Here is a 25110-nt window from a genome sequence, read left to right as displayed (position 1 = left end):
ATGACTTTTTGAGTTGCTCTGGCAAGACGGTGGAAACCCTGGTCCGAACAGTCAGACGCGCAGCCATTGGCCAGCGGCTGCTGGTCGGAACAGTGGGGTCTCCCGGGTAAACTGTTCGGACGCCGCCCGTTTTGCCTACGGCTACACCGGCCAGGCTTCCGACCAGTGTAGACCTATCTACCAGCGCGTCTATTTATTTTTAGCAATGTACTCGTGAGATGATAGTTGCACAAGCCATCGTCTCGGAGTCCCGCATAATCAAGTGCTGACGAATACTCCCAGGCAAGAATATCATCCACTAATCCAGCCCGTTCCGGATTGTTGTGGATGTAGTGGAAGCATCGGCATGATTGTTTCAGCCCGGTAAAATGGCCTTTGTCATCAGCCCCGGAATGGTGCAACGCTCCAGTGATTTTTGCTCTCGTTTTCTGTTGAAAGAGATTGCCGGTTCTTTGATACACCCGATTGTAGGCTCGGGCATAAGTGCTGAGTAAATCTTGTATTCCTCTGGATAAGCCTCTGCTGGCCCCCGCCTGATCGGGAAAAATTTCGAGTGCCTTCGGGCGTAACAAAAGGTGAAAATGAGTGGGCATTAAACAGTACGCAATCAAGTCTGCTCTGGGTAGAATATGCTTTCGGATCTTTCCAATAAAGAACTGATAGTTATCATGTTTTCGGAATAACAGTTCCTGATTAATGGTCCGATTATAAACGTGGTAGAGATTCTGGTGCTGATATTTCATGTGATCAATTGTGATGGTAACCCTGGTCCGAACGGTCTGGCGCGCAGCCATCGGCCAGCGGCTGCTGGTCGGAACAGTGGAGTTTAAATACAAAATTTAAGTTTTAAATAAAATATTAAACAAACTTTTTGTATTATTACGGATATGAATCCCGCCATCCATCGCCCCGGAAGAGGTGCCCAAATCAATACGGCCAATCCCTACCACAATCTGCGGTACGACGAGCTTCCGGATCCGGAAAGTGAACTTCGAACTCAATACATCCCCACCCATCCCAATACCATCCTCAACAAGATCACCAGTCCGGACATCGGCGCGGGATACGGGCTGAATCCCTACCAGGGGTGTGAGCATGGGTGCGTGTATTGCTTTGCGCGTACCACGCATACCTACTGGGGCTACAGTGCCGGACTGGATTTCGAGCAGAAAATTCTCTATAAAAAGGACGCTCCCGACTTGCTGTGGAAAACCTTACGTAAACCCTCTTATGAGCCCATGTCCATCATGCTGGCTGGCAATACGGACGCTTACCAGCCCGCCGAACGGAAGTTCGGCATTACGCGGAAGTGCATCGAAGTACTGGCTGAACTGGATCACCCCGTGGGACTGATCACGAAAAACAGTCTGGTGGTTCGGGGCTTTGACCTTCTGCGGCCAATGGCCGCCAAGGGTCTCGTCCGGGTCAGCATCAGCATTACCACCCTGGATGAGGACGTGCGTCGGGTTATGGAACCCCGCACGGCCAGCATCGCTCAACGACTCAAGGCCGTAGAGACCCTCAGTGCGGCCGGAATTCCCGTTAACGTCATGATTGCTCCCATCATTCCCGGGCTGACGGAGCACGAAATCATCCCCATCGCGAAGGCCGCCGCCGCGGCCGGCGCCCTGAAGATTGGCTATACCCTCGTACGCCTCAACGACGAGATCGCCGATATTTTTACCGACTGGGTCCACCGCGCCATGCCCGATCGGGCCGATCGGGTCCTCAACCGGATTCGCGACTGCCGGGGTGGACAACTGGGGGAAAAACGCTTCGGCAAGCGGCACACCGGCGAAGGGGAAATTGCCCAGATGATCAATCAGCAGTACCAACTGGCCAAGCGCAAATTTTTCGGGGATAAGCAGGAGGATTGGTTTCCCTACGATTTCAGTCACTTCGAACGGAAAAGAAAGCCACAACTGAGCTTGTTCTGATGTTGCCGCGGTTCGGTGGTGAATGGTCCGGAGACTAGGGGACGACGGTTCCCGGGGAACTGGTTCCCTTCCGTATCTTTGTTGCAATCATCCCGATCGTTTTACGTTTGAATCCCATGTTCCGATTTTTGTTGTGCCTGACGCTAAGCTTGGGCTGGTCCTCTTTGCTGATGGGCCAGCGTTGTGGCATTACGGATACCATCCCCATCGGAGCCTTCGGGGAGACGACCGTCACCGTATCCATCGAGGACTACCTGAATAATGACCTGGCCGACCCCGACCAGGGCATCTGTGGCGTCCGACTCTACTTCCAGCATTCCTACGTCTACGACTTTACGCTGACGATGACCAGTCCGGCCGGACAGTCGGTGGACCTGATCGGTCCGATCAATAACCAGACCAGATCGCCAACTAATCTGGCCCGGTGGTTTGTCGATTTTCTTGCCTGCGACAGTACCGCCATGCCCGACGGTGGTGCTCCCGCCCAGTGGAACAATAACGACCCCTTCAACTGGCCAGCCTTCGGGGTCTACACCGGAGATTACTTTCCCGCGGCCGGTTGTTTTGCCGACTTCAATACCGGGCCCGTTAACGGAGACTGGACCTTCACCCTAAATACCCAGCGCACCGGGCAACAGGGACAATTGACCTACCTACTGATTGATTTCTGCGATGACCGCAACGCCCAGGGCCCCTGCTGCTTTGCCGATGCGGGCGACCTGCAGCCCGATCCTCCCGTGCTGGCCTGCAACGCAGACCCGACGGTAAGCTTTCCCCTGCCTCCGCGCTACGCGCGGCCCCGACCGGAGGCCAGCGAGTACGGATATACCTACGTCATCTCCCGGAACGACTCCGTTCTCTACGTTCAGGATAACCCCGACCTGGCCGGACTCCCGCCGGGGGACTACCAAATATGCGGCCTGAGCTACTGGCTGGGGGAACTGTCCCAGCTTCCGCTGGACGGGACCCTTTCCGTCATGGATTTACGCGATGACCTGAACGCCGTAACGCCCAGCCTCTGTGGTGACCTCAGTACCGACTGCCAGTTCGTTACGCTTTACGAACCACCGGATACGGTCCTGCTGGAAGCCACAATCTGTGACGGAGACTTTTTTCGGGTTGGCAGCACGAATTATACCACTACGGACCTGCACACCACCATCCTGACCGCCCGGGGAGGCTGCGACAGCGTGGTGGTGCTGGATTTAATGGTGGTGACCGAGAAGCGCTCTACGGTGGACACCACTCTATGCGCCGAGGCCGTCTTCCCGCAGGGGATGAACGTATACGATACGCCCGGCATCTACGTAGACACCCTGATCGCCGCGGCGGGCTGCGACAGCATCGTTACCTTGAATCTGGATTTTGCACCCCCGATTGTCACCGACACTACGGTGGCCATTTGCGCCGGTGACTCCTTTTCTATCGGGGGGGAAGCCTTTACTGCACCCAACACTTACCAGCGGGTGATACCGGCCGTTAATGGCTGTGATTCCACGGTCAACCTAACCCTCATTGTGCTGGACCCCACGATCGTTTTTGCTCCGCTACCGGCGGGCATCACCTGTGATGATCCGCAACTACTGCTCGATGCGACCAACAGCCAGTTTACCTTTGGGCTCAGTTTCCGTTGGCTGGATACGCTGGGGAACGTGCTGGGCACCAACCTTGATCTGCCCGTCGATACTGCCGGCGTTTATCTCTTTGAGCTGACGGAAACGCATCTGGGGGCAAGCTGTACGGTGCGGGATACGCTATTGATTGAGGACCTGCGCTTTGCGATACAGACCAATGGGGCGTTAACGCAGGTGCAGTGTGGTCCCGGAGTGCCGTGCGACCTACTCTCGTGCCGGAACCCAACGATCGGACTGTCGGCAATGCCCACTCCGGTCGGCCCCGCCTATACCTACACCTGGACGCCGCCGGCGGGCGGCGGCTTTGCCGGACAGCCACGCCCGGAGGAGGTGATCGTCGATGCCCCCGGGGATTACGCCCTGCGCATTACCGATCCCGGAACGGGCTGCTTCGTGGATACCGTATTTACCATCAACCTGGATACCCTGGCACCCATCGTCACGGTGTTGGGGAACGAGCTGCTCAACTGCGAGCGAACGAGCATTTTATTGACCGCCGACAGTAGCCAGGTCCGCAATGCCGAACTGGATTATGTCTGGACCGGCGACTGCCTTGCCGGGCCGGTAACCGGCCCGTCGATTCGGGTGAATTGCCCGGGGGACGTTACCCTGACCGTCACGAACCGAACCAATGGTTGCGTGCGTGACACTACGTTCACGGTGCAACAGGACATCTCGGCCGCACTCATTGACCTGGCACCTGCGACCGCGCCACTTAATTGTTTTGACCCCCAGCGATTGCTTGACGGTAGCGGCAGCAGCTCGGCGAACGGGCTGGAATACGTGTGGACCTACGAGGGGACGAGCGACACCATCGGGCGATCGGCCACCCATCCCGCCACCCGCGCCGGAACCTATACGCTGCGCATTACCGACCTGCGTTCTCGCTGTACCGCTACGGCGGACATCGTTGTTCCCGCGGATACCCTGCCGCCGGTGGCCGACGCCGGCCCGGACACGCTCACGCTGAACTGCTACACCCCGGAGCACCTACTGGGCGGACGAACCACCAGTAGCGGACCCGATTTCACCTATTCCTGGATTCAGGTCAGTGAGCCGGGAGATACCCTGGGCCGCGACATCGACTACCTGGTCACCCCTCCCGGTGGGCGTTTTCGACTGACGGTAATCGACACCACCAACGGCTGCCGGGCGATCGATGAAGTAAGAATTCCGCTGGCGCTGGATACCCCCTTCATCCGGATTGATCCGCCCCTCGATTTTGATTGCTTCATCGATTCCGTATTGCTGGACGCCAGCCAGACCAACCTGACTTTCGAGAACATTCAGCAGTGGTCGGGACCCTGCCTTCCCGACCGGACGGATACCAGCCAGGTTTGGGTGGCCTGTCCGGGAACCTACGTTTACGAGGTTTTTAACGTGACCACCGGCTGCGAGAGCCGGGATTCGGTCGTCGTCAGATTAGCGGATAACAGCGTGGTGGCCGTTTTACCCGATACCGTACTACTGGACTGCGATTCCGGGCAGGCCCAAATTGACCGGAGTGCTGGGACGGACGCCCCGATTGTTCGCTGGTTTCGGGATGGAAGCGCGGTGGAGCTGGTGGGCCTGCGGCCTACGGTTACGGTTCCCGGGCGGTATACCCTGGTCCTGGGTAATTTCAACGAAAGCTGCCTCGATACGGCCTTCGTGGAAGTGGTGGCCAACTGCCCCGTATTTGCCAGTATTGTTCCTCCGGACAGTCTCACCTGTGCCGTAGCCAGGGTAACGCTGGATGCCCGTCCGAGCTCCCCCGGCGACGCACCGAGCATCGAAACGGAATGGATCATTCCCGCAGGGGCGACGACCCTGCCCGGCCCCGGGCCCCGCCAACTGGAAGTTTTTTCTCCCGGAATCTACGGTTTTGCCATCCGGAACCTGATTTCCGGAATGGGGGATACCACTTTCGTCGAAGTGCGCCGCAACGTGGTGGAACCCATTGCGGAGGCCGGCCCGCGGGATACCATCAATTGCTATAATCCAATGGTCCCACTCGACGCCAGCGGCAGCACCCAGGGGCCGGAGTACGAGTACCTGTGGACGAATACCAACGACGATACGATCAGCTTTGATCAGCGGGTCATGGTGGGCGAGCCGGGAACCTACCTGCTGCGCGTCACCCAACGGTTTACGGGCTGTTCGCGGGTGGATAACGTAACCCTGTTACGCGACCTGGACGTGCCTGATCTGGCGTTTACCTCCGCGGTAATCCCCTGTGATACCGTAGACTTCCCGCTAGCCGTGATCCCCAATCCCACCGACGATTACCGCTTCGAATGGAGTGGTCCCTTTATCCTGGCCGACGGTACCCGGGATACGGTAAGGATCAGTGATGTGGGCGTTTACGTGGCTACGGTTACTGACCTGAGCAACGGCTGTCCGGCCATTGACTCGGTGGAGGTGATGCGATTTCCCTGCCCGCCCTTTCCGGCTCTTCCGGACACCAGCCTGACGTGCCGGGCCGATACCCTGGAACTGGCCCCTAGCTTCCGGGACCCCTGCATTAACTGTACCTACCGGTGGACCCGAAACGGCATCACCATTCCGGGGCAGAACGACAGCATTTTGCCCGTTACCCAGGTGGGGACCTACGGTGTCATCATCTTCAATCAGTTCGGTCTCCGGGGAGAGGCTACCGGCACGGTGACGGATACCCGGATCTTACCCGTGGCCAACGCCGGACCGGATCGATTGCTCAGCTGCGATAGCCTGAGCGTGCTGCTGGGTAACGATGATCCAGAACCTAATTTCCCCTACACCTACCAGTGGCTGGATGCCACCGGCACTCCGATCCCCGGGGCTACTGACGATCATTACCGGGCGGACGATGGAGGATTATACCAGCTCGCAACTACCAATCAGTTCAGTCTGTGTACGGAAATTGATACGGTGATGGTGGGCTACGATACGATCGCTCCCGTGGCCGACGCCGGTCCCACGCGGATTCTCGATTGCAACAATCCGCGGAGGGTGCTGGACGGACTGAGGTCGAGCTTCGGACCGACCATGCAGTACAACTGGACGGGAGGACCGAGCGTGGCCTGCATCGAAGGAGCAAACAGCCTGAATCCGATCGTTTCCTGTGGGGCAACCTATACGCTGGAGGTGCGGGATACCCGAAACGGATGTGCTGCCAGTGCCACGGTTTTTGTGGATGCGGACGATGAGTTGCCCGAGCTGCTTCCCCAGACCGACACCCTGATCAACTGTGCTAATCCCAGCATCGTGCTGGACGCAAACCCACCCAACCGGCCTAATCTTCGCCTGGGATGGACGGAGGTGACCTCGATGGGGGAGGTACCCCTTCCTTCCGGCCCCGGGCCGGGGCAAACCGTGATTGACCGCTCGGGAACCTACCGTTTTGAGGCCACCGATACGCTCAATGGATGTACCAACGAATTCAGTCTTTTCGTCGGGGAGGATTTCATCCTTCCCACGGTGGAGGCTGGACGGTCCGATACCTTTTTCTGTGAACTTGATTCCCTGGTGCTTCGGGGCTCCTCCACGACGGATAGTGGTTTGCGGCCGGGCTATCGCTGGACCAGCAGCACGGGCTTTTTCATTAACAACAATGACCAGGCTGCCCCTTCCATCTTCCAGCCGGATACCTATTTCCTGACGGCGACGGATCCGCGGAATGGTTGCCCGGCAACGGATAGCGTCGTCATTTTCCGGGACATCGAGGCACCGATTGCCTTTGCCGGTCGGGATACGACTCTGACTTGCACCCGCCGACAGGTGCGCTTAAACGGAAGCTCCCAAACGCTGAGTGGGCAGGCCACCTATTTCTGGACGACCCGCGACGGAAGGATTATCGGCGGCCAGCGACAACCGAATCCATTGGTCAACCTGGCGGGAAGCTATCAGCTCAACGTGACCGACCCCGGCAATGATTGCTCCTCGGCGGATATCGTGCGGGTATGGGAGGACACTATTCCTCCGGTAGCACTCATCACGGGACCGAATAACCTGGAACTGGACTGTCGTAACCCCGAGATCGAACTGTCGGGCCGTTCCTCCAGCCCACGGGGTCTGAATTACCTGTGGCGCGGACCGGCCAGTGCGCCGCCGACGGGTTCCCTTACGGCTCCGCTCCTTACCGTTGCAGCGGCGGGGAATTACCGTCTGATCGTGACCAATCCGATCAATGGGTGCCGGGATACCACCATCACCCAGGTGGAGGCTGATTTTACCCCTCCTTCCGTAAGAATCATCGATCCCGCTCCGCTCACCTGTGCCCGAGACAGTGTCGTGCTGCGGCCCGTGGCCGCGGACCAGTCGGGATTTGATCAGTATCGGTGGTTAGACGGTAACGGTCAACTGCTGGGGGCAGGAGAAACCTACACGGCGTTTCAGCAGGGAGCATATTTTCTGGAGACGACGAATATTGTAAACGGCTGTCGGGATACCACCAGCAGTAACGTCAGCGCCAATCGGGTAGCCCCGACGGTAAGCCTGGCCGACCCGCTGATCCTGAACTGCGTCCGCTCGGTGACCAACATTGACGGCACGGGAAGTAGCCGTGGGTTCGGCTTTTCGGCCGAGTGGGAAAGTCCCGGCAACACTCACTCAGCGAGTGCCGATCCCTACATCGTTCGCGGTCGGGAACCCGGCTATTACTTTTTGACGGTTACCAACCGGAACAATGGTTGCGCTACCCGTGATAGTATCGAAGTACTCCAGAGTGCCGTGCCGGTGACGGACCTATTGCTGGAGGTGGAACAACCCGCCTGCCTGCAGGACCGATTCGGAGCGGTAGCCATCACCGGAGTAGTGGGGGGGACCGGACCCTACCGGTTCCGGCTCGACGGAGGAATCAGTTCCGACCGCATGGTCTACGAGGATTTGCCAATCGGTCGGTACACCGTTGAGGTGGTGGATGCCGACGGTTGTACCCTCAGCAACGGCTTCAACCTCAATCCCGGCCCCGAAGTATGGGTGGATCTTCGTCCGGACACCATCATCCGCCTGGGCGATAGTATTCCCCTCAATTTCACGACCAATATTCCTGCCTGGGATACCCTGATCTGGACCAGCAGCGGGTCACTTCCGCCGCTGACCTCTTCCGGCCCGCTTACCGTACGTCCGTTTACTTCCCAGGGCTACCGACTGGTGGTGGAGGACGCCAATGGCTGCCGGGCCACCGATGAGGTCGTCATTGAAGTTGACGAAACGGTCGATACCTACGTCCCGAATGCCTTCAGCCCCAACGGTGATGACCTGAATGACCGCATCCGACCGTTTGCCGGTCCTCAGGTTTCCGACATCCTGGAATTCAGGATTTTCGACCGCTGGGGAGAACTCGTGTATGACCTGGCCAACGACCCGGATCGCGGCGGCGACACCTTCGGCTGGGACGGCCGGCTCAATGGACGCATGATGAACCCCCAGGTTTTCGTCTGGCAGTTGCGGGTGCGACTGGTTGATGGTCTGGAGATCTGGCGTTACGGCGAAGTGGTGCTGATGCGGTAGAGGAAGGCTAAGGCGAAACACCCGGAAGAGGCTTGCTCCGCAAGCCGGTCGTGAAGGTAGAGGATAAGGCTGAGGCTAAGGCGAAACACCCGGATCAGGCTTGCCCCGCGCCCCATCGATGAATGGTCGGGCAAGCTCAAGCCGGTCGTTTGGTGGAGGGATAAAGCCGGTGGGGACAAACTGGTTGAGACGTTGCACGTCGAGCCAATCATGGAGCAGTAGGAGAAGGCTAAGGCTCAGGCTAAGGCGAGGAAATCCGGAAGAGGCTTGCTCCGCAAGCCGGTCGTGAAGGTAGAGGATAAGGCTGAGGCTAAGGCGAAACACCCGGATCTCAGCCGAGGCATCACCCCATTCAGCCCGCTATTGTACGATTACCTTCCGGATGACGGAGCTACCGTCCGGAAGCTCCACCTGCACGACGAGCATACCTTTGGGCAGGTAGGCGGGTAGGGTAAGGTGGCCGCTGGCGGTGGTGATGCCCTGGGTCAGGCTGCGTCCGCTCTGGTCGTAGAGGGTGAAGGGGCTGGGTGATTGGAGTCCGGCCATTGTCAGCGTTTGCCCGGCCCGTATGGGGTTGGGGACCAACTGGAGATCGGGGCGATCAGCGACATTGTTCAGGCTGACGGGGAAAACATTTGCCAGTTCCAGGAAGAAGTCGATGGCGCGCAGTGCTGCGGGCTCTACACAATCCAGGTGGTTAAAGGCACCACCGTCTTCGATGATGACCGAGGTACTACCCAGGGCGGTCATGGCGGCGAAGGCGGCCTGGGCCTGGGCGGGCGGTACGACTTCGTCGGCGTTGCAGTAATAGATCAGCGTGGGTGCCTCGGGAGCGAAATTGGAAACCGTGTTTTCGGCGTAGGCGGCCAAGAGAGCGGTGTCCTGATTGGTAACGTCGAGTACATACTGGGGCGAGAAAATGTCACCGACAACGTCACCGTTTGCGCGCAGGGTGGAATCCACGTTGACGGCCAGTTGGGTGAGGTCGATGCTGCCGGCCACGAAATCCTGGACGATCGCCCGGTAGGGTTCCACGAAGAGGCTGTCCACACCGCCGTAGAGCTGGTAGACGAACTCGTAACCGATGACCTGATTGAGGAAAAAGCGGAAGCCACCCACTTCCACTTCCGAGAGCCCGAGGACGGCGGCGTTCGGGGGGGTAATGGCGTAGGCGCCCGACAGGTGGGCGGCGGCGGTGATGGCCGGGCCGTCGGCATTGGCTTCCATGGTCTTATGGGTGGCCATGCTGGCGTGGCCTCCCTGGCTGTATCCCGTAACGAATACCTGCTCGTTACGGGCGATGTTTTGTTCATCGAGCCAGGCACGCACGGCGATGACCATATCGATGGCCGCACTGGCTTCGGTGTCGGCGTGCAGGTAGGGGTGAATGCCGTCACTTCCTCCGAGGCCAAGATAGTCGGGAGCCAGGGTGATGAAGCCAAAGGAGGCCATGCCCTGCGCCACGAAGCGCTCCTGATTACCTTCCACGGAAAGGACCGCATCGCGCCGGTCCACCGTACCGTGATTGTATACCGCCAGGGGGAAGACGAGATCCCGGTCCATTGGTACACACAGCAGGCCGGTAGCCGTATCGGGCTGTCCCATCGGGTCGGTGGTGGTGTAGGTGATGGCGTAATTTTCTACGTCATAGTCCACCGTTTGCCCCAGCACAATGCTGAGAATAAAGGCAAGGGTCGGGTCCTGTTGTTCGACGGCGATCACCTCCTGGGCGGAGACGGTAAGGGTAAACAAACAACAAAGGGGGAGGAGGAGAAACTTTCGCATACTGGCAAAAGTCGGTTACCGGGGGATATGTTTACAGCCGGAGGGTGTTAAAGTCAGATTTTATTGGGGACTTGCTTTGGATAAGGTGGCGCAAGCGTGAAGCGAAGCGGAATACTCGGCTCAGCCGGTGCAGGTGCAGGGGGGAATACGAAAGTGCATTACGCGGGAGGTTGATCGGAGTTCTTAACGAAAGTCCCGTCCGGATAACCAGTTCTCACTGACTAATCCCTTTAACTCATGTGAGTGTAGCGGCTTCATTCTTTGTTTTTCCTACTCTCAAGTTCCGCCAGGATTTCTTCCCTTTCCTTTTCTTCCATCAAATTATGCCATATCCAGGTAGCATAATTCATGTGAATGGTGTCTTCTCCAAGGACTAGTAGCCCATAGAAGGAGTTTGGACCTTTATGGAGCGAGTCTCCTGGGTTTATTTCTTGAAATAGATGCCCGTAACCAGAAGGGAGAACAACCCTTTCTTCTGAATTCAGTAAAATAACTTCGTAAGCATGGTTGTCCCAGTCTACATAGGTTTCAACTACTACTCCACTGTAGGATTGGTCATAGTAATACTGAAGTAAGCCTTCTGCGATTGACGGTCCCGTAATGTCTTGAAAAGCGACAATTAACGGAAAAGGAAGCGCAACGACTGCGACAAAAATGCTGGCGTATTTGATCAGCTCCTTATTCGACATGAATTAGAGGGTTTCGGGTTCAATTAGCGCGATCATATTATCTAGAGGGTCATATATCACGCCTTCAACGGGGAAACCGGCGTTTTCGACTACCCGCAAGGTATGCGCTCTGGCAGTAGCTAAATCATCAAAAACGTAGAACGGGTCTTCCGCTGGTATCATACATCTTGTCAACCCTTTATTCAAGACAATACCCGTTTCCCGTTCTGCAAAAATCACGTAGCATTGATGCGGTTGAATATCGGGAGGGTTCATTACTCGAAAGTAGGGCGTAAAATTCAGTCCCGTACATCCCGTACCTTACCCCGCATGCAACCAACCATCTTCATCACCGGGGCGGCCGGTGGGTTTGGCCGCGCCACGGCGCGGCTGTTTGCCGAGCGGGGCTACTTCGTGGGACTTTTCGATATTGACGAAGCGGGACTGGCGGAAATCGCCGGAGAACTGGGCCCGGAGCGATGTTGTGCCCGGCGGCTGGACGTTACCGATCAGGACGATTGCCGGGCGGCACTGGTCTATTTTGCCGAGCAGACCGACGGGCAGTTACGGGTGTTACTGAACAACGCTGGGATTATCCGGGTGGGAGCTTTTGAAGACCTATCGCTGGAGGATCACCACCGGATCATTGACGTGAACCTCCGGGGACCACTGAATCTCACCTATCTGGCGTTACCGTACCTGCGGGCGACTCCCGGGGCCCACGTCATCAACGTGGCCAGTGCGGGAGCCCTGCACGGGAGTCCGGAGTTGGTGAGTTATTGTTTAACGAAGCGGGCGCTGCTCAGTTTTACGGAAAGCCTGGACATCGGGTGGCGGGAATACGGCATTCGGGTCAGCGACGTCAGTCCGATGTACGCCCGTACGGCCATGGTGCTGGATTACCACCAGGATTACCGGGCACTGAAGCTGGAGCAGGTGAAGCTTAGTCCGGAACAGGTGGCCACGGCTATCTACCGAACTACGCGGGACCTGCGTCCGCGCCGCTACGTTGGTCTGGACACCAGGGCCTTTGCATTCGTCGGGCGCTTCATCCCCTTTAGCTGGAAACGCAGGCTGATGCGGAAGGTGATTGGGTGGTAAAGTAGACCCTGGTTTCAGGTTAGCCACCGGAAAAATCCTCAATTTGGATCATGCGGAATGCGCCTCGTTCGGAGTAACTTTGGGGCGAAGTCTAAACGCTACACCCCAAAAGGATTTACTTATGTCCACCACCGTTACCGGAACCTTATCTGATCGTGTACTGAAAATGGAAGAGTCCGCCACCTTGCGGATGGCCCAGCTTGGCCGTGAGGTCAAGGCGCAGGGGCACGACGTCATCAGTCTGAGCCTTGGAGAGCCGGATTTTGACACCCCCGAGCACATTAAAGACGCAGCAAAGCGGGCGCTGGACGCAGGTGCCACGAAATACACCCCGGTGCCGGGTACGGCCGAATTGCGAAAGGCAATTTCCGATAAGTTCAAGCGTGAAAACGGTCTGACCTACGCTCCGGAGCAAATTGTGGTGAGTACCGGAGCCAAGCAGAGCATCGCCAACGTAGCGATGGCCCTCCTCAATCCCGGAGATGAGGCGATCATACTGGCCCCGTTCTGGGTGAGCTATTCGGCCATCGTAGACGTGGCGGAGGGCGTTCCCGTTATCGTGGGTGCCGGCATCGAAGACGACTATAAGGTATCCGCCGATCAAATTGAGGCGGCCATCACGGACCGGACGAAATTTATCCTGTTCTCCTCTCCCTGTAACCCTACCGGTTCCGTGTACACGGCCGAGGAACTCGGCGCGATCGCCAGGATGCTGGAAAAGTACCCCGATATCTACGTGGTATCCGACGAAATTTACGAGCACATCAACTTCACCGGGGCTCACGCGAGCATCGGAACCTTCCCCGAAGTAGCGGATCGTACCATCACGGTGAACGGTTTCTCCAAGGGCTTCGCCATGACGGGCTGGCGTTTGGGCTACATCGGAGCACCGCTCCACGTGGCCAAGGCCTGTTCCAAGTTACAGGGACAAAGCACCAGTGGAGCCAACTCCATCGCCCAGGCGGCCGGCGCCCACGCCCTGAACAGTAGCCTGGAGCCCAGCATGAAAATGAAGGAGGCCTTCGCGCGCCGCCGGGAGTTGATGATCAATGGTCTGGAAAAAATCGAAGGACTGCGGGTAAACCGTCCCCAGGGAGCGTTCTACATCTTCCCGGACGTCAGTGCTTTCTTTGGTAAGTCTGCCGGAGAATACACCATCAACAACAGCGACGACCTGGCCGAATACCTGCTCCTGGAAGCCCACGTGGCCACCGTGACCGGAGGTGCTTTCGGGGCGCCAACGTGCCTGCGGATCAGCTACGCCGCCAGCGAAGAGCAACTGACCAAAGCCATCGAGCGGATTGCCGATGCACTGGGGAAACTGGGGTAGAAGGGGAGTAGTCTGTTAGTCTATTGGTAATTTAGTCTATTGGTAATTTAGTCTTTTAGTACGTTGGTGATTTTTGACTAACAGACTAACAGACTAACAGACTAACAGACTAACAGACTAACAGACCAACAGACTAACAGACCAACAGACCAACAGACCAACAGACCAACAGACCAAATTACTAACGAACTAATACCCCGCAACATCATCATCCGGATTTCTCGGGTCCGCGGCGGCGATGAAGGTTCCGTCGGGGAGACGCTGGATGGCTTTGATGACGGCCATGCGGTTGATTTCTCGGAATTGGTGTCCCATGTCGGTGAGTTCCTGGAGTACTTCTTCGGAGAAAGCTCCTTTTTCGTAGGTAATCATGTCGGGTAGCCACTGGTGGTGGAAGCGTGGGGCGGCCACTGCTTCGGGGAGAGGCATACCGAATTCAACGACGTTCAGGAAGGTCTGCAGTACGGCGGTGATGATGGTGGAGCCACCCGGGGCACCCAGTACCAGGAAGAGTTCACCGTCCTTTTCGACGATGGTGGGGGTCATGCTGGAGAGCATCCGCTTACCGGGAGCGATGGCGTTGGCTTCCTTACCCACGAGGCCAAACATATTGGGAACTCCGGGTTTGGCGCTGAAATCGTCCATTTCATTGTTGAGGAAAAAGCCGGCACCGTCGACCATGACCTTACTGCCGAAATTGCCGTTCAGGGTGGTGGTGAGGGAAACGGCGTTGCCCTGGGCGTCGACGATACTGATGTGGGTAGTTTCGAAGCTTTCCATAAGGAGGTTTGCACCGGCCGTGACGTCATCGGAGGTGCCCGCGGAGTCTGTTTGGAAGTCAGCCATGCGGTCCTTCAGGTAGTCATCGGAAAGCAGCGAATCCATGGGGACGGGGTAGAAGTCGGCATCGCCGAGGTACTCGGCGCGATCGGCGTAGGCCCGCCGCATGGCTTCCACCGTCAGGTGGGTAGCGGCGGTGGAGTGAAAGCCCAGGGAATCCAAATCGTAGGGCTCCAGCATTTCGACCATTTGGGCCAGGCAAATGCCCCCGCTGCTGCTGGGGGGCATGGAAATGATGGTGTAGTCGTCGTACGCTTTGGTGATGGGTTGGCGCCAGGAAGCTTCGTAGTTGGCGAGGTCTTCCAGGGTGATCAGGCCACCACCGCTTTCCATCTCCTGCACGATGTATTGGGCCGTTTCTCCGGTGTAGAAACCGTCCCGCCCTTCGGTCTGAATGCGCAGCAGGGTCCGGGCCAGGTCGGGCTGTTGTACCAGCGTCCCTTCCACGACCGTGCTGTCGGAGAAGGGCGTACGATCGTTGAATTCGGTGAAGTCAGCGTGGTACCGTTTGATTCTTCCCACTTCCGCTTCGCTTAGACGATAGCCCTTCATGGCAAGGTTGATGGCCGGGGCGACCAAGTCGGCCCAGGGCAGGGAACCGTACTTATCGTACATGGCCTGGATGCCCGCTACCGTACCGGGTACGCCAACGGCCAGGTGACCTCGGGTGCTCAGCCCGGGAATGACGTTTCCTTCGTCGTCGAGGTACATATCACGGCTGGCGGCCGCGGGGGCGCGTTCCCGGAAGTCGAGCGCCGTGGGCGCTCCGTCGGCGGGACGATAGATGAGAAAGCCACCGCCGCCGATGTTCCCCGCCCGGGGGTAGACGACCGCCATGGCAAACTGCATGGCCACGGCCGCGTCGATGGCATTTCCCCCCGACCGGAGGACTTCTTCGGCCACCGCGGTGGCCAGGGGATGGGGGCCGGCGACGGCTACCGAATCGTAGCTGGACGATTTTTCGGCGATGTAATCAATCTCGGGGGTAGGGCGGCAACCGAAAAAGAGGAGGGCCAGAAGGCCGATTCCCGTCAGGTAGCGGAGGAAACCGAAGCGCATAGTCGTCTATTTACGGCAAAGTACGAAAGGCGCTAAAAATACGGGTTACGGATACTGTGCTGCTTGCCTGAAGTCCTCTTACGTCGTTCATTGGGGTGGGAAAGCCCGAAAAAAGACCACACCATCAAGTAGATTAATAATGAACAGTTTTCCATTAAAGTCTAAACAAGCCTTTGATTAATGATTTAGAATTTACCTGATTGGTCACTAGCTTAACGGTTACCCAAAACGACCGGCCTGTGGAGCAAGCCTTACCCGGGGTAAGCGGGAAGGGAGTTAAGTAAAATCTATGTTCATTGGGGGGGCAGCATTAAATCCATTGCGACGGTGCGCGGGTGCCCGGGTTTTGGGAGGGGCAAGGTGGTCTGGTTGCATATTTGACGAACCTAGATAGCCTATTTAATGTGTAAGTGTTGGTTACCTTTGAGCTTCCTTAAAAGTAGTTGTTTTAATATACCCTATTCCTTCATGAGGCCGCTATTTACCCTGATTTTCCTATTCTTTTTGCATTCTATTTCGGCCCAACAAGAACGCGACGATTTTTTTCGCAGTCTTGGATTGGACTCCTTATCTCCTGCCGGAAAAGATACCATCTACCAAGTTTTACAAAACGAGCGGAAGTATCTCTTCGCATTGCAACACCGAGTGGAAGACCCGATTCCAATCCCCAGGGTAAAGGATACGGTCCGGGCGGTTTTTGCCGGCCGAATTTCGGCAGTTGATCAGTCCCTGCTTGATGATTATTGGGATAATCGCCAGGGGGAATACGTTAAGACAATTCAACGGATAGATCCTATCTATCAGCACGCAATCGCTTGCCAACAGCGGACTATGGATAGCCTCCTACTGGCTTACAGCGAAGTTTTTTCAACTACTGGAAAGTCCCTAGATTCGCTCATCACCGACCTGGAAATCGTTAAGCTTAAAGACTATCTAGCGGCAAGAAAACCGGGGTTTGAACGTAAGCGTAAAGAGTTCATCAAATATTATTACGACTTTACCTTTGAGATCACTCCCAGCCTGCACGAGTACATCATCCAGGGTTTTAATTTCATGGACGAGGTACCAAGTGCTTATTATCTGGATCTTACTGGTGGTGATCGGGGAAAGATTCCTTTCGTTGAGCGTTATAGTAATCATCCCTTTGTGGGGGCATATCAGGAATTTGAGTCTGCTCTAGATTCTTTATTTACTCTTGACAATGAGTGCCGTGGACACCAAGCCATTCCCTTCTATCATCAGGAACTTCCGAACAAGCCTTATTACACCATTGTAAATGCCCTTTTATTTGCGCAAATAAATGGCCTTTTACGTGAAGCAGACCTATCCGAAAATAAAGAATGGGCCGAACTGGAGAAAATGGTCATCCAGAATGAATATTGGATCGATACCTTGCTGGATCAGTCGGTGATCGATCAATTAGAAATGATTCGTCATCCGCTAATGGCGGATTCAACTTCAGCTTTTGTCCGTTATGCGAACCATGAGTTATTTGGGATTCTTTTGGCAGCGATAGATTCAGAGGACCCGATGGAGGAGTTGCAAGACTTCAAAGCCAAAAATTCGTTCAAGGAGGTTCATTTTGCGGAAGTCAATAATCATCGGGTAGTCTATACGGTTTCGGACGAAGGGGCAGGAATGTCCATGACGGAGGGTTACGTACTTTCGAAAAATTTCATGCTTCAATTTTTGTTTACAACTGATTCATCCTCCACTGAGCTACTCAATGTTTTGAGAATGTTGAAGGGCTCATAGCTGCTACTGGTTCCGTATTTGAATGATTTTAATAACCAGTAGGTTACTTGACGTCCATTTCCACTGCACCTGCGCTCCGTCGCCCCAATCGCAAAAATATTCTGCGAAAATTCGCAAGGCTACATATCTTCGTCCCCCATTGGAGTGGCGCCTGACCAGCCCGCTGAAAACTCCTTTTGTTGCCCTAAATGCATGATCATGCAAAAACAGATTACCGACCACCTCCTGATGGTTCGGCCCCTAAATTTCGCAAGGGGAACGGAGACCTACAAAGACAACTCCTTTATGGAGCGCCCGGCAGATGAACATCTCCCCAAGATCGCCGAGGCCGCCCGCGATGAATTTGATGCCTACGTGCAGGTACTCCGGGAAGCCGGCGTGAAGGTAACCGTAATGGAAGATGTTGAGAATCCCATTCTGCCAAATTCCGTTTTCCCGAACAACTGGTTCACGACCCACGACGACGGACTCTTTGTGACCTACCCCATGTTCTGGCCCGAGCGCCGACTGGAAAGGCGCCAGGAAATCATTGACCAATTGGATCGGGATTTCGTGATTCGCCGCACGCTCTCCCTCGATCACTGGGAGCAGGATGGCCGTTTCCTGGAGGGAACGGGGAGTCTGGTCCTGGACCGGGAAAACCGGATTGCCTACGCCAGTGCGTCCGAGCGTTGTACGCTGGATGCCGTCCACGATTGGTGTGATGCGATGGACTACCATCCCATCACCTTCCATGCCTTTGACGCCCGGGGCAACGTCATCTACCACACCAACGTAATGATGGCCGTGGGGACGAAGGCGGCCATCATCTGCCTGGATGCCATCACCGATCCGGGAGAACGCGCCAAGGTGCAGGAGAGCCTGGCCCTGACGGGCAAGAAACTTGTAGAGATCACCCTGGAACAGGTCGACCGCTTTGCGGGCAATGCCCTGGAGGTCCTGACCAAGTTCGGACCAAGTTGGGTAATGTCTACCCAGGCCTTCAGGGCCCTCTCGGAGGGACAGCTGGCCGCCCTCGGGCAGGCCATCCTTCACGCGCCCCTGGACGTCATCGAACACTACGGTGGCGGCAGTGCCCGTTGCATGATCGGAGAAATCTATTTAGAAGAACGCCAAACGGCCGCAGAACAATAAATTATGAGCTACCAGAACCTACTCGTCGAAGAAAAGGAAGGAATCGTCCACCTGACCATCAATCGCCCCAAGGCCCTCAACGCCCTCAATCAGGAAACGATGGGGGAGTTGGCCCAATTTTTTGGCGAGGACTACGCGGATCGCCGGGACATCACGGGCGTCTTGCTCCGGGGAGCCGGCGACCGTTCCTTCGTTGCCGGAGCGGACATCAAGGAATTCCTCGGGGTCGCTGCCGCGGGCAGCGGAGAAGACATGGCCCGCAAGGGGCAGGCAGTATTCTTTCTCATCGAGCGCTTTCACCGTCCGGTCATCGCTCTGGTAAACGGTTTTGCGCTCGGTGGTGGCTGTGAATTGGCCATCGCCTGCCATATGCGGGTTGCCACGGACACCGCCCGCTTCGGGCAGCCGGAGGTCAACCTGGGCATCATTCCCGGCTACGGCGGTACCCAGCGCCTCAACCAACTGATCGGAAAAGGAAAGGCCATGGAGCTCACCCTGACCGGCAACATGATCGACGCCGCCGAAGCCCACCGGATCGGTTTGGTCAACTACGCCCTCCCGGCCGAGGCCGCCGAGGAAAAGGCCCTCGAAATTCTGAAAACAATCGGCACCAAGGGACCCGTTGCGATTGAAGAGTCCATTAAGGCCATTAATGCCTACTACGCGGGCAGTCAGTTCGACTACGAAGCCGAGGCCTTCGGCCGGGCTTCCGCCACCGAAGATTTCATGGAGGGAGCCGCCGCTTTCGTAGAAAAGCGGAAGGCGAACTTCCGGGGAAAGTAGCTCCTTTCGAAAACCAAAATATCATTCCATGCCACCAAGAAGGCACTTCGCTTTTCTGCTGATGGCCGTTGCGGTGGCCATGCTGTGCGCCATATTTGGTCACGGGGCTGCATCATTGGGTGAAGCAGCTCCCCTGGCCAAGCTGATGCCGGTAATCATCGGAGGGCTTACGGTCTTCGGCTACACGCAATTCGCCGTAGACCAGGCCCGGCGGCAGCGCGGATTATTCGTGGCCGGTCTGTTAGTCCTGCTGGCGTTTTCCGTTTGGGCCATCTGGGGTGGTTAAGGGAATGAGGCCTGATTGTTGCTTTGGATACGCCAAATAGAAAGGGCGGCTTCCCACCCGGGAAACCGCCCTTTTTTATTGGTCAAGCCTTCAGGCTTACTGAACCTTCTCCAGTTCTACGTAGAACATCAGTTCGGCACCTCCGGGGATGGTGCCATCAGGCGTACCCTGAGCACCGTATCCGAGGTCGGAGGGAATGAAGAGGGTGGCCTGACCACCTTCCTTCATCAGGGCAATGCCTTCGTCCCATCCGGGAATGACGCGTCCGGTGCCCAGCGTAAAGGGAATGCCGGCGCCGCGTTGGAAGGACTGGTCAAAGATGTTACCATTTTCCACCAACTTACCGATGTACTGCACGACGACGCCCTTGCCGGCCTCAGCCGGCTTACCGGAACCTTCTTCGTGGATGACGTACTTAAGGCCCGTGGCGGTCTCCTGAACTCCTTCCAGCGTGCCGGCCTGGTAGGCCTTCAGGGTTTCTTCGGCAAAGGCCAGGCGGTCGGCCTCGCGTGCCTGTACCAGCTCGGCGGCGGCCGCAGCTTCCGCTTCCTTCTCGGCCTGGATGGCATTGAATTCCTCTTCGGTGAGGATGTTGGTAACCACCAGGTCGTAGAGAGCAACGGAGTCGTTTTCCATACCGGGAGGACGGGTTGGGAATTCTTCCATGTTCACCCGCACTACCGCACTGTCACCGATGCGCATGTAGCGAAGGACGTCTTCTACGGGACCGAGTTCTTCCAGGGTCACATCTTCCGGAGCGGCCTGCACTACCGGAGTCTGTTCTTCACCACCGTCGCGGGTACGGAAAAACACGCTGTCAGCTTCCGAGCGGAGTTGTGCCTGGAAGTACACGAATTCGCCTGGTTGTACTTTTTCTCCACTACCACCGTCGGTAAACATCTGGTACCGGGTCCCAAGAGCGGTGGTCTTCATGGAATTATCTCCGCCGCCACAGCCGTAGAACAAGCCTCCGGCGAGCAGGAGTAGAATGAATAAACGCATAAATTATTTATTGTTGAATTCGTGATACGCCGCGTCAATCTCCGCGGCGTAGTTGGGTAAGAGTTTTTTGAACTTATTGATCGTCGTGCCCAGGGGGGCAAAGGAGGCGCCTCCCGCAGCATTCCGGTGGCCTCCACCCCGGAAGTGAGCTTTGCAAATTTGTTGTACGTCCATTTCTCCCTTGGAGCGAAGACTCATCTTCACGATGGTCGGCTGTTCATGAATGAAGGCAGCGATCATCATATTGTGCATCCGCAACACGTAATTGACGATTCCCTCCGTATCTCCGCGACGAATGTCAAAGTGCTGGTAATCTTCCTTGGTCAGGTAGATGATGCCGGTACGGTATTCCGGAAGGATTTCCAGCCGGTTGGCCAGGCAGTGCCCCAGTAGCCGTAATTGTTTCTCCGACATGCTGTTCCAGATGTGGTCCTGGACCTTATAATCGTCAGTCCCGGCTTCCAGTAGCTTGGCGACCGTACGGAAAAGCGCTGGGGAGGTGCTGTACTTGAATCCTCCGGTATCCGTCAGGATACCCGTGTAGAGGCAATCCGCCACGTCTTTCGTCACCCATCCGGCGTGCCCCAGGTCATCGATGAACTGGTACACCATCTCGCAGGTAGAACTCGCGGAAGGATCACTGAACATATGATCGGCCACGGGCTCGGGGTAGAGGTGGTGGTCAATCATAATTCGGGGGCGGTTGTCTTTGTCCAGCCCCTCGGCTACTTTGTCAATGCGGTCAAAGGAGTTGAAATCCAGGATGAAAAACAGGGTGGCCCGGCGGATGTACTCCTTGCTGTCCTCCGGGAAGTCATCAAAAATGAGAATGTCCTCCACCGCCGGAAGAAACCCCAGGAAATCCGGATATTCGGAAGGCAGAATGATCTTGACCTGATGTCCCTGGCTCCGGAGGTAGTGGTAGAGGCCCAAACTGGACCCGACGGCATCTCCATCAGGATTGCGGTGACTGAAGATAACGACATCCTGAGGTGAGGCCAGCAGGGCCTTGACGGCAGCGATATTGACTTCCATAAAAAGTGGGAGTTTCCCAAAAGACGCGCAAAGTTCCGAAAAATAGCCTAAGCGACCAAAACCGACTCCGCAAATTGATGAAGAGAATGGAAGGATCTCATGGCGGCAGATAAATGACGACGCAAACTGCCATCATTTTCATCGGACACTAAACCCCCGGACAAAACCCTCTCAACCATCGTTGCACAAGGAAGGGAAAAACGGTACTTTTGCGGCGCCTAACTAAAAAGTCAATAAACTAATGGCGACAAATCGTACTCTGACCATGATCAAGCCCGATGCCGTACGTAACGGACACATCGGTGCCATCCTCGAACAAATCAACGCTGCCGGTTTCAAAATCGTAGCGATGAAGTACACTAAACTCAGCACGGAAAAAGCCGGAGAATTTTACGCCGTTCACCGCGAGCGTCCCTTCTACGGTGAACTGGTGGAATTCATGAGCAGCGGTCCCATCGTGGCGGCGATCCTGGAAAAGGACAATGCCGTAGAGGACTTCCGTACCCTCATCGGTGCCACCAACCCCGCCGATGCTGCTCCCGGTACCATCCGCGCCAAGTACGCCACCAGCATTGGTGAAAACGCCGTACACGGTTCCGATAGCGACGAAAACGCCGCCATCGAAGGATCTTTCCACTTCGCCGGAACGGAGGTTTTCGCCTAATCAGGCCATAACTGATCATTTGCCCCTTACTTCTCCGGTAACGATTTCTTACCGGTGAGGTAAGGGGCATCTTTATTTTTACGCCATGGATTTCTCCTCTCTCCGCATACTGGTCGTTGGTGACGTAATGATTGACCGTTACCTGGATGGACGGGTTGATCGCATCAGTCCCGAAGCCCCCGTGCCGGTGATGCTGCTCGAGCAGGAAGAAAATCGCCTGGGCGGGGCCGCCAACGTTGCCCTCAATCTGCGCGCCCTGGGCGCGCAGGTCATGCTCGCCGGCACCCTCGGGGAAGACCCCAACGCCGCCATTTTCCGTCAGCTGCTCACCGAAAATGCCATTGGGGGAACCCTGCTCTTCCCGGACGCCAACCGCCCAACGACGGTAAAAACCCGTCTGGTGGCCCAGGGACAACAGTTACTCCGGGTAGACCGGGAAGAAACCCACGCCATCGGGGAGGCCATGGTCCGTCAGCTCCTGGAGGCCGTTGAGGCCAAACTCAAAAATCAGGCGGTAGACCTCATTCTACTCCAGGACTATAACAAAGGACTCCTGACCGAATCCCTGATCCGCGGAATGATGGACTTGTGTCAGACTTACCAGGTCCGCTCGGCGGTAGATCCGAAGAAGGATAATTTCTGGGCCTATCGGGGTGTGAGTCTGTTTAAACCCAACCTGCGGGAGATTCAGGCGCAGTGTGAATTTGCGGTTCTCCCGGAACTAACTTCCCTGGATCAGGCCGCTCAGCACATCTTCGATAAAACCGGCGCCCAAAACGTCATGATCACCCTGAGTGAGCACGGCATTTACGTGCACGACGGAAATCGCTCGGCGATTTACCCCACGAACGCCAGGGACGTGGCCGACGTCAGCGGTGCCGGCGATACGGTGATCAGTGTGGCGGCCTGCGGCCTGGCCGCAGGGATGCCCCTCGGAGAGATTGCCCAGCTCGCCAACCTGGCCGGTGCCCAGGTAATCGCCAAAAGTGGGGTCGTTGCCGTTGACCTGGCCGAGCTACTGGCCGCCCGTAAGTAATCAGTCCACGCGCTCCAGCAGCATCCACCCTCCCTTCTCCTCGTTGGTGAAAATGGTGAAGTACGGAGCGTAGGGAGGCACCAGCCGTTCCCGGCGTTGAGTCCCCAGATAGCCGATTACGCTCACGTCGTAGGTCATTTGCGTACGCTCCTGGGGCAATTGGAGGTCAATCCTTCCCGGCCCCGGAAAGTAAATCAGGTAGTCACCATCGTTGCTGATGGCCGTGTAGGCTTCCCCCACTTCGGGGTAGACCAGAATGTCGGCATCCCGCGTACTCAGGTTCCAGAACTTCACCCTTTGCTCGATGGTCCGAATGGCCCGGATACTGTTCAGGGCCATCGCGTTTAATCCGTTACCCGTGGGTGGTCGGTGGTGGCGGACCGCCGCCAGTCCGCCGATCACGTTTCGGTTAAATCGCCGAATCCCGTCCATGTTGGTTCCCGAACCCCAGGCCGTCTCCCCGCCGCCGTAAACCTTTATAGAATTTACCGGGCGGGCGGGTAACTGCTCCAATTGTTCCTGGATGTACTGTAGGGTATCCCAGTGAGCGGACCCGAAGTGCCGACTGTTAATCTGGCTAATGTCCACAAAGTCATAATGAGTCGTGTCCCGAAGCAGGGCCCGGCAGGCGGGGCAGGAGGCGGGGTGGTGGAAACCGTCAAACATATCGGTGAGATAAATTTGTTTTCCCCGTTTTTCGGCCCGTTCTCGCAGCATGGAGGCCCAGTATTTACCCCAGACCGCCGGCGTGGTGGTCTCATTATTCATGCAGTACAGCACGTTGCCGTAGGCCAGACTGATGGACAGCAGCGTATCCACGTACGCTTCCTGATACTCGCGCAGCGCATCCAGTTCCTGACGGTAGAGCGGCATACCGGGTATGGTGTGAAAAAACGGCTGCACGTCCCGGGAGGGATGGTCCGGGTACCGGCTCAGGAGCAGACTGTCGGGCGCCCGTTCGTTGGTTTTGGCCGGAGGCAGGTGCAGGGGTAATTGGCCCGGCGCATGGTTCGTGGGATTGAAGGGATTGAGCATCCAGGGACCCCGGCTGAAGTCGAACCGGTCCCAAAGTTCAATTTGTACCACAATGTCCCGGGCCGCTGATTCCCGCAGCAGATCATGAAATTTTTGCCAGTACACCGGATTGAACCGGTTCAGATCGTACTGGCCGGCAGCATTTTTAGCGTAGGGCCATGCATCTCCCTCATCCCGGGAGCTCATGGTACACCGCACGTAGTCACCCCCGGCCTTTTGTAGAACCTTCAGTTGCTCCAGGAAATCGGGACTCTGGAATAAGTTGTCGTTGTTACTGGCACCCAGCAGCAGTACGGGATCTCCACCATCCCACGACCAGTACCGGGGATGAGTCTTGCTGGGCATGAGGGTCCGATCCGTGGGCGGTGCCAGCGTAGCGGACTCCGAACAGGCCGCCAGGGAAAGGAAAACCGAAAGAACAAGAAGGTAGGGGAGGCTAAACTGCATACCGCCAAGATAGGAAGCCGAAAACGGTCGAGTTGTCCGGCACGAAGACAGCCTTAATTACTCATCCAGAATTTTCTCATTATGTGTATTTGTCGTTACCCATAGCC

At 56.6% G+C, this 25110-nt stretch carries 18 protein-coding genes; 10 read left to right on the top strand and 8 right to left on the bottom strand.

Annotation, left to right across the window (positions count from 1 at the left end):
- Nucleotides 1–173 precede the first annotated feature (173 nt).
- On the bottom strand, nucleotides 174–836 hold the full coding sequence (locus E1J53_RS07985) for a transposase (protein WP_134272320.1): 663 nt from the start codon (nucleotides 834–836) through the stop codon (nucleotides 174–176).
- A 51-nt stretch (nucleotides 837–887) separates the two neighbouring features.
- Here E1J53_RS07985 and E1J53_RS07980 point away from each other — a divergent pair, with 51 nt between their 5' ends.
- The gene (locus tag E1J53_RS07980) at nucleotides 888–1937 is read left to right on the top strand and encodes a PA0069 family radical SAM protein (protein WP_134272321.1); all 1050 of its coding nucleotides are present in this window, start codon (nucleotides 888–890) and stop codon (nucleotides 1935–1937) included.
- Nucleotides 1938–2053: 116 nt separating this feature from the next.
- Nucleotides 2054–9043 carry a gliding motility-associated C-terminal domain-containing protein gene (locus E1J53_RS07975; RefSeq protein ID WP_134272322.1) on the top strand — a complete coding sequence of 2330 codons (6990 nt, stop codon included), beginning with the start codon at nucleotides 2054–2056 and terminating at the stop codon, nucleotides 9041–9043.
- Nucleotides 9044–9403: 360 nt separating this feature from the next.
- Here the strand turns inward: E1J53_RS07975 and E1J53_RS07970 are convergent, their stop codons facing one another.
- The 3 genes from E1J53_RS07970 to E1J53_RS23945 form a co-directional block, all read right to left on the bottom strand.
- Nucleotides 9404–10828: an alpha/beta fold hydrolase gene (locus E1J53_RS07970; protein WP_134272323.1), complete on the bottom strand. Its 1425-nt coding sequence runs from the start codon at nucleotides 10826–10828 to the stop codon at nucleotides 9404–9406.
- Nucleotides 10829–11082: 254 nt separating this feature from the next.
- Nucleotides 11083–11517, bottom strand: coding sequence for a hypothetical protein (locus E1J53_RS07965; RefSeq protein ID WP_134272324.1), 435 nt, complete (start codon nucleotides 11515–11517; stop codon nucleotides 11083–11085).
- 3 nt (nucleotides 11518–11520) lie between these two features.
- Nucleotides 11521–11772 carry a hypothetical protein gene (locus E1J53_RS23945; RefSeq protein WP_173021405.1) on the bottom strand — a complete coding sequence of 84 codons (252 nt, stop codon included), beginning with the start codon at nucleotides 11770–11772 and terminating at the stop codon, nucleotides 11521–11523.
- A gap of 54 nt (nucleotides 11773–11826) precedes the next feature.
- On the opposite strand from E1J53_RS23945, the gene E1J53_RS07960 reads away from it, so the two are divergent.
- Nucleotides 11827–12597 (top strand): SDR family oxidoreductase, encoded by a 771-nt coding sequence (locus tag E1J53_RS07960; protein WP_173021404.1) that lies wholly within the window; start codon nucleotides 11827–11829, stop codon nucleotides 12595–12597.
- A 121-nt stretch (nucleotides 12598–12718) separates the two neighbouring features.
- Entirely contained in the window at nucleotides 12719–13927 is a 1209-nt protein-coding gene (locus E1J53_RS07955; RefSeq protein ID WP_134272326.1) for a pyridoxal phosphate-dependent aminotransferase, read from the top strand.
- Between the two features lie 189 nt (nucleotides 13928–14116).
- Here E1J53_RS07955 and ggt read toward each other — a convergent pair whose 3' ends face one another.
- A complete protein-coding gene (gene ggt / locus E1J53_RS07950; RefSeq protein WP_134272327.1) occupies nucleotides 14117–15826 on the bottom strand; it encodes a gamma-glutamyltransferase in 1710 nt (569 codons plus the stop codon).
- Nucleotides 15827–16294: 468 nt separating this feature from the next.
- Between ggt and E1J53_RS07945 the strand changes: the two genes are divergently transcribed.
- The 4 genes from E1J53_RS07945 (at nucleotide 16295) to E1J53_RS07930 (ending at nucleotide 19784) form a co-directional block, all read left to right on the top strand.
- The gene (locus E1J53_RS07945; RefSeq protein WP_134272328.1) at nucleotides 16295–17581 is read left to right on the top strand and encodes a hypothetical protein; all 1287 of its coding nucleotides are present in this window, start codon (nucleotides 16295–16297) and stop codon (nucleotides 17579–17581) included.
- A gap of 198 nt (nucleotides 17582–17779) precedes the next feature.
- Complete coding sequence (ctlX, locus tag E1J53_RS07940; RefSeq protein WP_173021403.1) at nucleotides 17780–18715, top strand: citrulline utilization hydrolase CtlX; 936 nt, start codon at nucleotides 17780–17782, stop codon at nucleotides 18713–18715.
- A 3-nt stretch (nucleotides 18716–18718) separates the two neighbouring features.
- The gene (locus tag E1J53_RS07935) at nucleotides 18719–19498 is read left to right on the top strand and encodes an enoyl-CoA hydratase/isomerase family protein (RefSeq protein WP_134272330.1); all 780 of its coding nucleotides are present in this window, start codon (nucleotides 18719–18721) and stop codon (nucleotides 19496–19498) included.
- 28 nt (nucleotides 19499–19526) lie between these two features.
- Nucleotides 19527–19784: a hypothetical protein gene (locus tag E1J53_RS07930; RefSeq protein ID WP_134272331.1), complete on the top strand. Its 258-nt coding sequence runs from the start codon at nucleotides 19527–19529 to the stop codon at nucleotides 19782–19784.
- Between the two features lie 96 nt (nucleotides 19785–19880).
- Here the strand turns inward: E1J53_RS07930 and E1J53_RS24250 are convergent, their stop codons facing one another.
- Both E1J53_RS24250 and E1J53_RS07920 read right to left on the bottom strand, forming a co-directional pair.
- The gene (locus tag E1J53_RS24250; RefSeq protein WP_253931046.1) at nucleotides 19881–20786 is read right to left on the bottom strand and encodes an FKBP-type peptidyl-prolyl cis-trans isomerase; all 906 of its coding nucleotides are present in this window, start codon (nucleotides 20784–20786) and stop codon (nucleotides 19881–19883) included.
- Between the two features lie 3 nt (nucleotides 20787–20789).
- Nucleotides 20790–21821: a bifunctional oligoribonuclease/PAP phosphatase NrnA gene (locus E1J53_RS07920; RefSeq protein ID WP_134272332.1), complete on the bottom strand. Its 1032-nt coding sequence runs from the start codon at nucleotides 21819–21821 to the stop codon at nucleotides 20790–20792.
- 241 nt (nucleotides 21822–22062) lie between these two features.
- Here E1J53_RS07920 and E1J53_RS07915 point away from each other — a divergent pair, with 241 nt between their 5' ends.
- Nucleotides 22063–22485 carry a nucleoside-diphosphate kinase gene (locus tag E1J53_RS07915; RefSeq protein WP_134272333.1) on the top strand — a complete coding sequence of 141 codons (423 nt, stop codon included), beginning with the start codon at nucleotides 22063–22065 and terminating at the stop codon, nucleotides 22483–22485.
- A gap of 85 nt (nucleotides 22486–22570) precedes the next feature.
- Nucleotides 22571–23521 carry a bifunctional heptose 7-phosphate kinase/heptose 1-phosphate adenyltransferase gene (locus E1J53_RS07910; protein ID WP_134272334.1) on the top strand — a complete coding sequence of 317 codons (951 nt, stop codon included), beginning with the start codon at nucleotides 22571–22573 and terminating at the stop codon, nucleotides 23519–23521.
- On the opposite strand, the gene E1J53_RS07905 is transcribed toward E1J53_RS07910, so the two are convergent.
- Entirely contained in the window at nucleotides 23522–25003 is a 1482-nt protein-coding gene (locus E1J53_RS07905) for a hypothetical protein (RefSeq protein ID WP_134272335.1), read from the bottom strand.
- Nucleotides 25004–25110: the final 107 nt, after the last annotated feature.

This window comes from Lewinella sp. W8 (genome assembly GCF_004375085.3).
Lineage (GTDB): Bacteria > Bacteroidota > Bacteroidia > Chitinophagales > Saprospiraceae > Neolewinella.
The sequence above is the reverse complement of the archived record's forward strand: the minus strand, read 5'-3'. Positions and strand labels throughout refer to the sequence as shown.